Source organism: Weissella thailandensis, assembly GCF_001932615.1.
Taxonomy (GTDB): domain Bacteria; phylum Bacillota; class Bacilli; order Lactobacillales; family Lactobacillaceae; genus Weissella; species Weissella thailandensis.
The window spans coordinates 2,082,295-2,094,729 of sequence record NZ_CP014332.1 but is presented as its reverse complement, the minus strand read 5'-3'; the positions used below and the strand labels follow the sequence as shown (position 1 = coordinate 2,094,729).

Sequence of the window (12,435 nt, the reverse complement as noted above, 5' to 3'; positions counted from 1 at the left end):
AAAAATAAAATGACGCCAAAGTTTCAAGGAGTTGCGGTTAATGATTTCTTTATGGGAATGAAGGAACGTAACGTGGCTGGTACGACTGAGCCTTTACAGAATGCACGTGTTACGATTGCAGGTGCTGGTGGTTTGGGCTCAAATATTGCGATTGCACTAGCGCGTAGTGGCGTTGGTCATCTAACAATTATTGATTTTGATATCATCGAAATGAGTAATTTGAATCGACAACAATATAAAGTTAGCCAAGTTGGTATGCCGAAGGTCGTGGCATTAAAGCAGAATTTGTTAGAATTCAATCCATTTATTGATATTGAAATCCATCAAGTTGAAATTACACCTGACAATATTGAAACGTTATTTGCTGATTGTGATATCGTTTGTGAAGCTTTCGATAATCCGATGGCAAAAGCGATGTTGTTAGATGGTGTAACCAATTATTATCCTGACAAGCCACTTGTAATGGGTAACGGGATGGCTGGATTGCATATAACGAATGAGATGCAGACGAAACAGCAATTATCAAATGTATATATTTGCGGGGATGGTTATAGTAAAGGACCTGAAGGATTGATGGCACCTCGTGTGATGGTGTGTGCTGGTCATGAAGCCAATGCCATTTTACGGTTACTGACTGAGCAACCCGTTCTAGCAGAATAGGAGATAAATAATCATGGTCGAAAGTAATGATGATTTAATTATTGGTGGTCACCACTTTTCTTCACGTTTTATTTTGGGATCAGGTAAGTATTCATATGAATTAATTGATTCTGCCATTCACCATGCTGGTGCCCAAATTATTACGATGGCATTGCGTCGTACTTCTACGAGTGAAGAGAATATTTTGAATTATATTCCAGGTGATGTGACTATTTTGCCAAATACATCTGGTAGTAAGAATGCTGAAGAAGCTATTCGTATGGCACGCATTGCCCGTGAGCTAAGTGGTAGTGACTTTATTAAGCTTGAGGTCGTGCCAGATCCAACTTATTTGTTACCTGACAATGAGGAAACCATTAAGGCAACGAAGGTGTTGGCTGATGAAGGGTTCATTGTGATGCCATATATGCTACCCGATTTAAATGCCGCCCGTAAGTTGGTCGAAGCAGGTGCCGCAGCGGTGATGCCATTAGGTGCCCCTATTGGAACTAACAAAGGTTTGGCAACTAAAGAATTGATTCAGATCTTAATTAACGAGATTGATGCACCGATCATCGTTGATGCTGGTATTGGCCGTCCAAGCCAAGCTGCCGAAGCGATGGAAATGGGTGCTGCAGCGGTCATGGCCAATACAGCTATGGCAACGGCTGGTGACATTCCACTAATGTCAGAAGCCTTTAAGTTGGCTGTTTGAAGCTGGTCGTAAGGGTTATCTGGCTCATCCAGGACGTGTCTTGGACAAAAAAGCAGCGGCATCATCACCGGTTAGTGGTATTAGTAAATAGTTATGTTTAGTGAAGAGCACCAACTAGCTGATTTGTTAAATCAATTTAATACGACAGCTGATACTGGTCAAAATCGCTTAGTTTATAGTGAGCAGTGGCTACATAATCAAAAAACATTGATTTTATTGGGTCAAAAGTATGGTGCCAAAGCAACAGTTGATGATTACGGTAACGTCTCATTAGAATTTCCTGGGCAAGAAGCGACATTACCAATTGCGACTGGTTCACATATGGATACAGTTCGGCAAGGTGGTCGCTATGATGGTTTGTATGGTGTCATTGGTGGTTTTTGTGCCATTCAAAAAGTGTACCAACAAGGTAGTTTGCCTAAAAAGCCGCTACGGTTAATTTCTTTTAGTGAAGAAGAAGGTAGTCGTTTTCCAGCGGCTTTTACCGGTTCAAAGCATTATACAGGCCAACAGCAACAAGTCGCTGCCTTGGTTGATGAAACTGGCATAACATTTGCACAAGCGCGAGAAAATGCAATCAAGCAATTGCAGGCTATGCCTGATGTTAGGCGACAGCGAGCGCCCTTGCCAGCCAATTTTACTGAATTGCATATTGAGCAAGGACCACGTTTGTCCCAAGCTCACCAATCAATTGGGTTAGTAACAGGCATTGTTGCACAAAATCGTTACAATGTGACGGTACATGGACAAGCAAACCATGCTGGAACGACGCCGATGGCACAACGCCAAGATGCTATTGCCACTGCCAGTCGTTTAATGGCCAGCCTATATGATTTAGTAGATAAGTCCTCGAATAGTTTGACGTTTACGATTGGTGAAATTCGCGTGTCACCTAATGTTAGCAACGTCATTGCTGAAAGTTGTACATTTACGATTGATTGTCGCGAGGAATCCGATGAACGATTAGCCACCTTTTTATCAGCTATGAACAAAGTCATCAAGCAATTTGATAACGTCACAATCGAACAGACATTACATGTTCCTGCTACCCTTCTATCACAGGCATTAAGAAAACAAAATGCTGAGATAGCCACTCAAATGAAGTTCCCCTTCCGAGAGTTATTTTCGGGTGCAGGTCATGATAGTCAGATTATGAGTACAGTCGTGCCAACAACCATGATTTTTGTGCCAAGTAAGTCGGGCATTAGTCATGCGCCGGCTGAATATACAAAAATGTCTGATTTATTAATTGGTGTGGCATTGTTAACCGCTAGTCTATCTGCTCAAGCAAATGAGGCATAAAAAATGCGAGGAAAAATCCAACTAACAACGCAAATTATTATTGGTATGGTCATTGGGGTGATTTTGGGTGCTGTTTTCGGTACCAAAATTGCCGGTGTCAAAATTATTGGTGATATTTTTTTAAGACTCATTCAAATGGCCGTCATTCCCCTAGTTTTTTGTACGGTAATTGCAGCCATTGGTAAATTACCGATCAAACGATTAGGGCGATTGGGAGTCAAAACAGCTGCCTGGTTTATGGGCACGACCTTTATAGCGGCTTTAGTAGGTCTTGTATTAGGTTGGTGGTTCAAGCCAGGTGTTGGGATTGATCTAAAACTAAATCCTGAGTTAGTCGAAAAATTAACCGGCCATCCAGTTGCTACTTCGGATATGATTTTGGGCTTTTTCCCTACTAATATTTTTGATGCACTTGCCAAAGGTAATACGATTCAAGTCATTATCTTTGCATTATGCTTTGGGGTTGTATTGAGTAAGGCAAATAGCCAACAAAAGTATCAGGGGTTGGTTAATGGCTTAGAAAAGCTCAATCAATTATTGGTTGACTTGATTCAATTAGTCTTGCGACTCGCACCACTTGGTATTGGGGCTTTGATTGCTTCAGTGACTGCTGAAAATGGTTTAACGGTATTGATTCCGTTATTTAAATTTTTAGCATTATTCGGCGTGGGTACGTTGCTTTTCTTAGCCGTTTTGTTTGGTATGATTATGATTCGTGCGCATATGTCTTTACGAACGGTCATGTATGGTTTTGCTAATATCTTAATCATCGCAATGACGACAACATCTTCAGCAGCCTCCCTACCTGTTGAAATGCATGATGCCGAAAAGCGATTAGGTATTAAGAAGGAAATTAGTGAATTAGTGTTACCTTTGGGGATGGCACTAAATAGTAACGGCCTCGCGATGTACTTAGCATTATCTTGTGTGACCATGACACAATTTTATGGTTTGTCCTTATCATTTATCATGATGTTTAAAATCGTGATGTTAGCCATTGTGGCTTGCTTAGGGACAGTTGCGGTACCTGGCGGTGGTTTAGGTGCACTCACGATTATCGTACCAACACTTGGCTTGCCGTTAGAAAGTATTGCTTTGTTGGCAGGTATTGATTGGTTTGCTGGTATTTTTCGTACGGTGCTCAATGTTGTTGGTGATACAACGATAACTATTATGATTGCTGCTGATGAAAAGCAGTTAAAACAAGTTGGTTTACCAGTGAAAAATTAATTATATAAAAAAAGGTACACGTTGTTATAGCGTTGAACTGAGCCCCGTAAGTTGGAGTAATTTCCAAAACTTACGGGGTTTTACTATGTTTTCAAAAGAAGTACAAATTGAAGCTGTCACAATGTATCTACAAGGTATTCCGCCTTATAAAATACGGAAAAAGTTTGGTATTAAAGGAACAGACACTATCCGTAACTGGGTTACTAACATCAAGGAAATTGGTATCCATGGATTAAACAACGCTGGTCAAAGTAAGACAAATTATCAATATTCCTTTAAAACCAAGGGAATTAAATGGCGCCTTGAGCACAAAGCTTCGCTTCCGGTAACTGCTAAGAAATTTCATATTCGTACCCCATCTACCATTTGGCAATGGGAAAGAGCACTGGAATCTGGGCGCCTGAAATCTGATAAGCAAAGGCGGAAGAAAATTATGACTAAGCAGGAAGATAATAAAATTAAGAAACTTGAAGAAGAGAATGAATTACTGCGTATTAAGGTAGCCTATCTGGAAAAACTCGAGGCCTTAGCACAGGAGAAAAAGAAATTGCAAACCAAGACAAAGCGGTAGTAATTACTGTGTTAAGGCAGGAATTGAAATGTAAATTGAAGTTAATTCTTCAAGTAGCAGAAATGTCTAGTAGTAGCTACTATGATGCTTGCAAGCGAGCATATAAAGAATATCCTCGTGATTTGATTAATACCATTACTGCAATTCGTAACGAAAATCCCGATTATGGTTATCGTCGTGTCACTCAGGAATGAAGTGCCACAAAAAAGTTAGATATTTAAATAATAGGGGCTGCTTTTAATAGGATTTATTAGGTATTATTTCTTTTCCAAATCCACCTTAGCTACTATTAAGGCTTCTCGTTCTATTTAATTAATACTTTTATCTAACCAATCAACTTCATCATGTTCATTGCTATTATTTGTGAGGCTTTATAGATTATCTAACATTTCCCCGGCCCTATTAACTAATATTTCTTGGTTGTTTAAGTCACTTAAGATGGTTTCAAAATCATAGTTTAACCGATTATCCTTGATAAACTCCTTTAATCCATTTGTATTTTTTTCTTGAACGAACGCTAAAATTGATTTTACTTCTTGTTCGGATAAGTCAAAAGCAATGATATTTTGGGAAAAAAGCATTTTTTCGCTGTCGTCAGATGTTGCTATGATTAAAAGCATTTTTTGATGATATTTTATTTTTTCAATTTCATTATGCATAGCTTCATTAGTCCTCTTAAAATGCAACAAACATTACTGCCCAGGCAATAGTGCGAACTGCGGTTGACTTAACGCCTAATTTCATAATAAAGCTAGCTAACTGTCCCTCACCATATTTATCTAGTTTTTCAAGTTTGCCAGCAATTTCATAAGAGTGCTCTTTCAATATTTTAGCATTTTCTTTGCTTAGTATCTCTACTATGTCTGACAGATATTTTCCACCATATTTTAGTGCATATACTACAGCTTTTTGCTTTACGCCTCTAGTTTGAATTTGTGTTCCATTTAAGCTCTCAGCATACTTTTCCTTTCCAACGTCAGACAAACCATTTTTAATTTCATCATCGGTTAGTATTGATGTGTTATTTTCTGTACTGTCAGCTAATATAATAGTTGCTGGTGCGCCCGTACCGGCTAATGCCAAAACAGTAGCCAAAGAGATGAAAAATTTTTTTATATGATTTTATAAATTAAATTCTCCTAGTGAATATCATTGTGAGTTTAGCTCTATTTATGAATTAGTTTTAGGTTACGCTCTATATGAACTATGAGCAAGAAATTATTGATTTCATGTAGGAAAGATGTTTTGTTCAATGAAAGCCATTTTTCCGCCAGTAGTTAAGTCATAACTGTTATCTTGATTGTCAGATGCATGAGCAGTAAGTGGTCAATTTTAGCTTATCTATACGCTTAGTATGATTTTTTAAGTGGGGGATTTTTCTCTGATTAAATATATAACTGATTGAACTTAATTAAAATGATGGTTAATTATCAATCACATTTCTAAGAACCCAGTGGCTGTATGCTAGTCGGTTTCCGAGTGTGATTAACCAAGGATGATTGATTTCAAAAATTTGAATATCAGTTTCAAGATATAATGTTACTTTGCCTTGGTTAAATGTATAAACTGGTTGCGGGAAATCAGGTTTATTAACGGCCTGATGAATGCTTTGTCTTGAGTTCATTTACCAACGTTGTTTTAAATCGTTTCGTGACAATAAAATGGGGAGATGTTCTTTTTCATTTTTGGCGTAAGCAGTCATTTTTTTAGTAAATAATATTTTTGTTTTATTAGCGTGCCAATCATCAAATAATTCATGGTAATTATTAGTAAAATCAATGTTCATGGTGAGTTTCCTTTCGATTAGTCTAATTGCTTTGTCTATTAACCAAAGTCGATATTATCTAATATGGCCTCAGTACTAGCTTGATCTAGTCCTAGGTAGGCTAGGGTCATAGCTTCACTACTATGATTTAACAGGTGCATGACTAAGCCAATATTGTAGTTTGATTGGATATAGACACGATAAGCGCCCGTTTTACGCATGGTATGTGTGCCTAAGTAATTGATATTTAGCAAATCACCCACTTTATGCATGATCTTATAGAATTGTTTTTCAGTGATATGTTGGTCAGGATGTTGTGTTGAGGGAAATAGCCAGATTGTCGTTAAATTTTGTTGCGTTAACCACTGTTGGTATTGGATTAAATCATTTTGAATGGGCTTTAAGTAAAGGGTATTGGCTTTACCAGTCTTTTTATCGTGAATAAAAGTCGTCTGTTTCACAGTACCGTCAGGATTAAAAACATCTTGTTGTTTGAGGCGCATGACATCACTGACTCGTAAGAGCGTGGCTTTGCCGACTTGAAAGATTGTGTAATTACGACGACCGGCCTTGAAACTGTCTAATAGGGTATTTTGGACGTCTTTGAGGACGTTGGTATCTTTGATGGGAAGGACGATTTGTTGAACCATGAGAAACTCCTTTTTTGACGTACGTCATCACGTACGTTATACTTGTAATAAGAATAAAGTTAAGAAAAGAGGCGGTTGTTATGGACATGATTACACCAACTAAAGCAAGAACCAACCTATTTTCGTTGATTAAAGAAACGAATCGAGATTCAGCACCGGTCTTTATTTCAGGTGCCGATACCAGCAAGAGTGCAGTATTAATTGGTAAGAAAGACTATGATGCTTTGCAAGAGACGTTGGCATTGTTTATGAATGGCCAAATGCCCACTGCTTTTAACCGTGAAGATGATGAGTCAGTTGATTTAGAAACGATGATTGCCGAGATCGATAATGAGTGATTGGCATATCAAAATCAAGAAATCAGCAAAGGGTGATTTGAAAAACGTCCTAAAAAGTCCGTTACGTTCATCTTTTGAAGATATCGTTACCGTGCTACAAACAGATCCTTATTTAGCGATTCAGTCATTTGAAAAATTGACACCACCAGCTGCTGGTTATTATTCACGTCGAATCAATGGACAGCACCGAGTCGTTTATAAAATTAATAACGAACAAAAAATAGTCGAGATTTATTCCTGTTGGGCCCATTATGAAAGTGGCTCATTAGAGATGAAAGGTAAGTCATCGGCACGTCAAAATAAGTAGTTATTAAATAGGATAACATAAAAATAACCCCCATTAACGATCATCACGTTAATGGGGGTTATTTTATTCGTGTTTTCGAGGGGCGATTACTGAGAAATAACCCCTGGATAAATTAAATAACGGGCAAAGAACATCAGAAGTGTTTTCTGATGTTCTTTTTTGTTGTAAATGCAACATAAAAGTGGTAAGCTCTTCTTTACTAGAAGGAGATGAAAAAATGGTTGAGGTTTTACGTCCGATTGGCGCCATTGCACGGGCTCTTGATTCAATCGCAAACTATGAATTTAAAGACCTTGCTTTAGCGAAAGGACAGTATTTATATTTGGTCAGAATAGTGGAACAACCTGGTATTGCACAAACAGAGTTAATTAATTTATTAAAAATTGATCGTTCTACTGCTGCACGTGCTTTAAGAAAACTCGAAATGCAGGGCTTTATTACACGAGTTATTAATTCTGAAAACGAAAAAAATAAGCGTCTTTTCCCTACTAACAAGGGGAAAAAGTTTTATACCACCATAAAACGAGAAAATGATTATTCCAATAAAACTGCACTCACTAACTTTTCGGCAAAGGAAGCCCAATTATTGGCGACATTATTGGCTCGAGTTGAAGACAATATTAGTGCTGATTGGAGTTACGTCAAAAAAGGAAACAGAAGAAAATACTAGCTAACATAAGGAGAGGCTGCATCTATGTCAATTAAGATTGAACAAATAGGACCCACAGAGGTAAACGAACTAAAAAAAATCAGTGAAGAAACCTTTGCAGCAACTTTTGGCCCAGAAAATACACCCACAGATTTAAAAGAATATTTAACCCACGCGTATAATACGGAACAGTTATTAATTGAAATCAACAACCCTGATTCCTTTTTCTTTTTTGCCTACTATAACGATCAACTAGCAGGCTACTTAAAACTTAATATTAAACAAGCCCAATCCGAAACCTTCGCTGACAATGCACTTGAGATTGAAAGGATATACCTTAAAACAGGGTTCCAGAGGCAAGGACTTGGCACGGCCTTATTTCAAAAAGCGCTAGAGTTAGCCACTAAACAAAAGGTAGCCAAAATTTGGCTAGGCGTTTGGGAAAACAATAAGCGCGCGCAAAAGTTTTATCATAAACTAGGATTTAAACAGATTGGCGATCACGTGTTTCAATTAGGGAGAGACTCCCAAAGAGACTTAATTATGCAAAAAAATTTAGCCTTTAATAAAAGAAAACAGTAAGCATTTCTAATCTAACAGTTTTGTTCATTTTAAGGACACAACTTGTAAGTTATGTCTTTTGAACTTGGAGTGAGAATGTAGTCAAGTGCTAGGCTTGGAGATTTTTTTGTGGGCTTCAAAAAAATACTACCCGTTCTTGACGGAATGAAACGACACACTGAAACGGCTGAAAGCCAAAGTTAGTTCCACCAACTTTGTTTTCTTGCTACACGACGAGTGGGCAGGCGATTTTAAACAGGGAGAACTCCGCTCATGATTGCGGTTAAGGTGGTTCAGCTTGTGGGTGTGGGTAAAACCCACGGTTTTTAACAATTAGTATAATTCCCATTTTTTACGCTATAATACGGTTAGTAGAAAAGTTAAGACAGTAGCTATTTCCTATATAAGTAGGTACTGCTTATGTTGTAAACAAACTTAGCAAAACTATATCTTAAAGAAATAGGAGCTAGCTAAGGTGTCAAATTCAGAAGTCTTACAACTACTAACTAATTAAAAAAACATACAAAACACTTAGAGGTAATACAATTTGAATATTAAAACAGAAAGATTATATTTTTCTATATGGAACGATAGCATGGCTAATTTAGCAATTAAGTTGTGGACTGATCCACAGGTGGCACGTTTTATTAACAAAAATGGTGCTTTTACTGAATCAGAATGCTTAGCTAGACTAGAAACTGAGATCCACAATTTTAAAACAAGTAAGATTCAGTATTTTCCAATTTTTTTGAAAGAACAGAACAATTTTGTGGGTGTTTGTGGATTAAGGCCTACAAATAAAGCAAATACGCTAGAGTTTGGCATTCACTTACTGCCAGATTTTTGGCATCAGGGGCTAGCATTTGAGGCCTCTTCAGCAATTTTAAACTATGCTTTTGATGATTTAAAAGTCCATTCTCTTATTGCTGGACATCATCCAAATAATAGCAGTTCAAAAAAATTGTTAGTTAAACTAGGATTTCATTTTATCAAAAATGAATATTATTTACCCACAGGTCTAGAACATCCAACCTATAATTTATCTGTCCAACAATATATAGATAAATAGAACTATAGTATGTATTAACTAAAAAAACAGGAAGTCCTTTTTATAAGGATGAACTGAACCCCGTAAGTTGGAGTAATTTCCAAAACTTACGGGGTTTTACCATGTTTTCAAAAGAAGTACAAATTGAAGCAGTCACAATGTACCTACAAGGTATTCCGCCTTATAAAATACGGAAAAAGTTTGGTTCAATGCCGAAATCTTTCCGACCAGTTAGTCGCTTAAACTTCCCTCCAATTTTTGGGGTTCAGTTCAGGGTTCAGTTCACGTGTACCTTTTTTTGTAATGGTTGAGTATTAGTGAACCTAATTTTGTTCTTTTGTAATATCTTCACCAAAGTATTTGTTTGATAGTTCTTTCAACGTACCATCTTCTCTAATTGTGGCGAGGGCTTTATTAAACTTAGCACGTGTTTTTGGATCTTTCTTGTTAAACATTGCTGAAATTTTGACCGGATCAATTTCGTCAGATACATCTTTGTACTTTAATCCATCGGTAGCATTATCCTTTTTGTAGGCATACCAAGCTTCAGCAGCATTAATGGTACCTTCAGCACGCCCAGTACGGATTAGTGACAAGGTCGTTGTAAAATCACCTGAAGACACTAATTTTGCATTGTATTTTTTAGCTACTTGCTCATTATTAGTACCGGTACCTTCAGCAAATTTTTTACCAGAAATATCTTTCAAATGAGCGAGGTCGCTATTTTCGGGCGTAATCATCACATACTTTGAGTAGATATAAGGGTCAGAAAACTTATAAACTTTTTTTCGAGCTGGTGTTTGTGAAATATTATTGAGGACAACGTCGTATTTTTGGGAACCTAAACCAGCTACTAATGAATCCCATTTGGTTGGGACAAAGTTAGCCTTTACACCCATCTCTTTAGCAACGGCTCGACCCATTTCTACTTCGAATCCGGTTAATTTACCATCTTTTCGATACGAATAGGGTGAATATGTTCCTTCGAGACCAATCGTTAACTTGCCCTTTGTTTTTAATTCGGATTGAAATGCATCCTTTTGTGTCGTTGTTTTTTGTTTACTAAAATAAACAACAGCCAATATAATCAATAAAACAATGATTATTGAATAAGAAATTATACGAGTTTTTTTCATTTGTGGGTTCCTTTATTATTTAAACTATTCTAATGCTTTTGCTTCAATATCGGAGAAGGTCATTGCTGAGATAAAGCGACTAATACGAGAACTTTTCTGATTTTCATCGAAGAAGTCTTGCGGATCACCATCGAAAATTACTTGACCATCTTCAATGAAGATGATTTTATCTGCAATTTGTCGGGCAAAAAATAAATTGTGTGTGACAATAACTAGGGATTGTCTTTCTTGTGCTAATTCAGCCAAAACATGTAAGACTTCTGCCTCCAATTCTGGATCTAATGCTGAGGTAGGTTCGTCTAATAAAATGTATTCAGGATGCATTGCTAGTGATCTTGCAATGGCAACACGTTGCGATTGACCACCAGATAATTGTTCTGGATAGGCATCAGCTTTGGCTGCTAGGCCAACCTTATCAAGTAAGGCTAATCCTTCCTTGTGGACCTCTTTTTTATTCTTCTTTAATACTTGAATAGGCCCCTCAGTGACGTTTTGTATGACAGTTTTATGCGGGAATAAATTATAGTCTTGGAAGACCATCCCCGTCTTCTTGCGGACGTTTAATAATTGTTTTGTAGAAATTTCATGTGAAAAATCGATTGCTAAACTTGATAGTTCATAATGACCACTTTCTGGACGCTCGAGTAAATTTAATGATCTTAAGAGCGTAGATTTACCTGATCCAGAAGGTCCAACAATCACGGTTGTTTTCTTTTCTGGCAGTTCAAGAGTAATATCTTTTAATACTTGTTGACCATCAAAGCTTTTATTTAATCCTTGTAATTGCAACTTATGCACCTCCCACTGTTTTGTTTAAGTGCCTGTGTGAATGCTTTTCAAGATAATGCTGGCCAATAGTTAACAATGAACAAAAGACCGCATAAATCAAGGCGACTAAGGTATACATAATTAGTGGTTGATAATTTTCAGCAGCAATTTGTTGACTAACCTCAAACATCTCAACGATAGTAATAGTTGCGGCTAGCGAAGTATCTTTAACTAAACTAATAAAACTATTGGCTAATGGCGGTACGGAAATATAAATTGCTTGTGGCAAAATAATTCGTCGTAACGTTTGGCTACGGGTCATACCAATTGAAGAGGCTGCCTCCCACTGCCCTTGTGGCACCGAGGTAATTGCAGCTCGAATTGTTTCAGAGGCATACGCACCGGTATTTAATGAAAAGGTAAGGACACCTGCTACAAATGGTGTTAATTTGATACCTTCATCAATAATGCCTGGGATAATTAAATAAGGTAGTCCGAAATAAACAATAAATAATTGGACTAATAGTGGTGTTGAACGAAATAGCCAAACGTAAAAATTAAAGAACCCCTTGATAATTTTGAATTCTTTTCCCTTTTTTGAAATACGAACTAAAGCGGTAATGAGGGCTAACATTAAGCCCAATGCAAAAGAAATCAGTGACAATGGTATTGTATATTTAATACCGGCCATGATTAATTGCGGTAGGGATGTTGTAACTATTTCCCACATGTATTTTTCTCCTAAAATATATTTAA

The 12,435-nt window shown here is 37.2% G+C and carries 16 protein-coding genes and 2 pseudogenes; 11 read left to right on the top strand and 7 right to left on the bottom strand.

Features of this window, described 5'->3' with window-relative positions:
* The first annotated feature begins 9 nt into the window (after window positions 1-9).
* From thiF to FOL01_RS11135, 6 genes and pseudogenes are all read left to right on the top strand, one after another.
* Window positions 10-660, top strand: coding sequence for a sulfur carrier protein ThiS adenylyltransferase ThiF (thiF, locus tag FOL01_RS10445; RefSeq protein ID WP_156835024.1), 651 nt, complete (start codon window positions 10-12; stop codon window positions 658-660).
* A gap of 13 nt (window positions 661-673) precedes the next feature.
* Window positions 674-1,445: pseudogene (locus FOL01_RS10440) on the top strand (thiazole synthase).
* A gap of 2 nt (window positions 1,446-1,447) precedes the next feature.
* Window positions 1,448-2,656: a M20 family metallo-hydrolase gene (locus FOL01_RS10435; RefSeq protein ID WP_075270569.1), complete on the top strand. Its 1,209-nt coding sequence runs from the start codon at window positions 1,448-1,450 to the stop codon at window positions 2,654-2,656.
* A gap of 3 nt (window positions 2,657-2,659) precedes the next feature.
* Window positions 2,660-3,886, top strand: coding sequence for a dicarboxylate/amino acid:cation symporter (locus FOL01_RS10430; protein ID WP_075270568.1), 1,227 nt, complete (start codon window positions 2,660-2,662; stop codon window positions 3,884-3,886).
* Between the two features lie 85 nt (window positions 3,887-3,971).
* Window positions 3,972-4,457, top strand: coding sequence for a hypothetical protein (locus tag FOL01_RS10425; protein ID WP_075270567.1), 486 nt, complete (start codon window positions 3,972-3,974; stop codon window positions 4,455-4,457).
* A 35-nt stretch (window positions 4,458-4,492) separates the two neighbouring features.
* Entirely contained in the window at window positions 4,493-4,651 is a 159-nt protein-coding gene (locus FOL01_RS11135; RefSeq protein WP_156835023.1) for a hypothetical protein, read from the top strand.
* A 177-nt stretch (window positions 4,652-4,828) separates the two neighbouring features.
* On the opposite strand, the gene FOL01_RS10420 is transcribed toward FOL01_RS11135, so the two are convergent.
* The 4 genes and pseudogenes from FOL01_RS10420 to FOL01_RS10405 all read right to left on the bottom strand — a co-directional run bounded on the left by FOL01_RS10420 (window position 4,829) and on the right by FOL01_RS10405 (window position 6,872).
* Window positions 4,829-5,116: a hypothetical protein gene (locus FOL01_RS10420; RefSeq protein WP_075270566.1), complete on the bottom strand. Its 288-nt coding sequence runs from the start codon at window positions 5,114-5,116 to the stop codon at window positions 4,829-4,831.
* A 16-nt stretch (window positions 5,117-5,132) separates the two neighbouring features.
* Window positions 5,133-5,540 carry a YqxI family protein gene (locus FOL01_RS10415; protein ID WP_156835022.1) on the bottom strand — a complete coding sequence of 136 codons (408 nt, stop codon included), beginning with the start codon at window positions 5,538-5,540 and terminating at the stop codon, window positions 5,133-5,135.
* A 340-nt stretch (window positions 5,541-5,880) separates the two neighbouring features.
* A pseudogene (locus FOL01_RS10410) lies at window positions 5,881-6,243 on the bottom strand (hypothetical protein).
* A 38-nt stretch (window positions 6,244-6,281) separates the two neighbouring features.
* Window positions 6,282-6,872: a site-specific integrase gene (locus FOL01_RS10405; RefSeq protein ID WP_075270564.1), complete on the bottom strand. Its 591-nt coding sequence runs from the start codon at window positions 6,870-6,872 to the stop codon at window positions 6,282-6,284.
* Window positions 6,873-6,952: 80 nt separating this feature from the next.
* On the opposite strand from FOL01_RS10405, the gene FOL01_RS10400 reads away from it, so the two are divergent.
* From FOL01_RS10400 to FOL01_RS10380, 5 genes are all read left to right on the top strand, one after another.
* Window positions 6,953-7,210: a type II toxin-antitoxin system Phd/YefM family antitoxin gene (locus tag FOL01_RS10400; RefSeq protein ID WP_075270563.1), complete on the top strand. Its 258-nt coding sequence runs from the start codon at window positions 6,953-6,955 to the stop codon at window positions 7,208-7,210.
* Window positions 7,203-7,517 carry a Txe/YoeB family addiction module toxin gene (locus tag FOL01_RS10395; protein ID WP_207649841.1) on the top strand — a complete coding sequence of 105 codons (315 nt, stop codon included), beginning with the start codon at window positions 7,203-7,205 and terminating at the stop codon, window positions 7,515-7,517. Before FOL01_RS10400 ends, FOL01_RS10395 begins: the two co-directional genes overlap by 8 nt.
* Before the next feature lie 217 nt (window positions 7,518-7,734).
* Window positions 7,735-8,187, top strand: coding sequence for a MarR family winged helix-turn-helix transcriptional regulator (locus FOL01_RS10390; RefSeq protein ID WP_075270562.1), 453 nt, complete (start codon window positions 7,735-7,737; stop codon window positions 8,185-8,187).
* 24 nt (window positions 8,188-8,211) lie between these two features.
* Window positions 8,212-8,748, top strand: a complete 537-nt coding sequence (locus FOL01_RS10385) for a GNAT family N-acetyltransferase (RefSeq protein WP_075270561.1) — start codon at window positions 8,212-8,214, stop codon at window positions 8,746-8,748.
* A 574-nt stretch (window positions 8,749-9,322) separates the two neighbouring features.
* Window positions 9,323-9,796 carry a GNAT family N-acetyltransferase gene (locus FOL01_RS10380; RefSeq protein ID WP_075270560.1) on the top strand — a complete coding sequence of 158 codons (474 nt, stop codon included), beginning with the start codon at window positions 9,323-9,325 and terminating at the stop codon, window positions 9,794-9,796.
* 302 nt (window positions 9,797-10,098) lie between these two features.
* Here FOL01_RS10380 and FOL01_RS10370 read toward each other — a convergent pair whose 3' ends face one another.
* Genes FOL01_RS10370 through FOL01_RS10360 form a run of 3 tightly spaced genes read right to left on the bottom strand, consistent with a single transcriptional unit; the run spans window position 10,099 to window position 12,409 of the window.
* Window positions 10,099-10,911: a transporter substrate-binding domain-containing protein gene (locus tag FOL01_RS10370; protein WP_075270558.1), complete on the bottom strand. Its 813-nt coding sequence runs from the start codon at window positions 10,909-10,911 to the stop codon at window positions 10,099-10,101.
* 24 nt (window positions 10,912-10,935) lie between these two features.
* Window positions 10,936-11,700 (bottom strand): amino acid ABC transporter ATP-binding protein, encoded by a 765-nt coding sequence (locus tag FOL01_RS10365; protein ID WP_075270557.1) that lies wholly within the window; start codon window positions 11,698-11,700, stop codon window positions 10,936-10,938.
* 1 nt (window position 11,701) lies between these two features.
* Entirely contained in the window at window positions 11,702-12,409 is a 708-nt protein-coding gene (locus FOL01_RS10360) for an amino acid ABC transporter permease (RefSeq protein ID WP_075270556.1), read from the bottom strand.
* Window positions 12,410-12,435 lie beyond the last annotated feature (26 nt).

Coding starts and splice junctions, on each gene's coding strand:
- thiF (WP_156835024.1), top strand. CDS start 10: ATGACGCCAAAGTTTCAAGGAGTTGCGGTTAATGATTTCTTTATGGGA.
- FOL01_RS10435 (WP_075270569.1), top strand. CDS start 1,448: ATGTTTAGTGAAGAGCACCAACTAGCTGATTTGTTAAATCAATTTAAT.
- FOL01_RS10430 (WP_075270568.1), top strand. CDS start 2,660: ATGCGAGGAAAAATCCAACTAACAACGCAAATTATTATTGGTATGGTC.
- FOL01_RS10425 (WP_075270567.1), top strand. CDS start 3,972: ATGTTTTCAAAAGAAGTACAAATTGAAGCTGTCACAATGTATCTACAA.
- FOL01_RS10420 (WP_075270566.1), bottom strand. CDS start 5,116: ATGCATAATGAAATTGAAAAAATAAAATATCATCAAAAAATGCTTTTA.
- FOL01_RS10405 (WP_075270564.1), bottom strand. CDS start 6,872: ATGGTTCAACAAATCGTCCTTCCCATCAAAGATACCAACGTCCTCAAA.
- FOL01_RS10400 (WP_075270563.1), top strand. CDS start 6,953: ATGGACATGATTACACCAACTAAAGCAAGAACCAACCTATTTTCGTTG.
- FOL01_RS10395 (WP_207649841.1), top strand. CDS start 7,203: ATGAGTGATTGGCATATCAAAATCAAGAAATCAGCAAAGGGTGATTTG.
- FOL01_RS10390 (WP_075270562.1), top strand. CDS start 7,735: ATGGTTGAGGTTTTACGTCCGATTGGCGCCATTGCACGGGCTCTTGAT.
- FOL01_RS10385 (WP_075270561.1), top strand. CDS start 8,212: ATGTCAATTAAGATTGAACAAATAGGACCCACAGAGGTAAACGAACTA.
- FOL01_RS10380 (WP_075270560.1), top strand. CDS start 9,323: ATGGCTAATTTAGCAATTAAGTTGTGGACTGATCCACAGGTGGCACGT.
- FOL01_RS10370 (WP_075270558.1), bottom strand. CDS start 10,911: ATGAAAAAAACTCGTATAATTTCTTATTCAATAATCATTGTTTTATTG.
- FOL01_RS10360 (WP_075270556.1), bottom strand. CDS start 12,409: ATGTGGGAAATAGTTACAACATCCCTACCGCAATTAATCATGGCCGGT.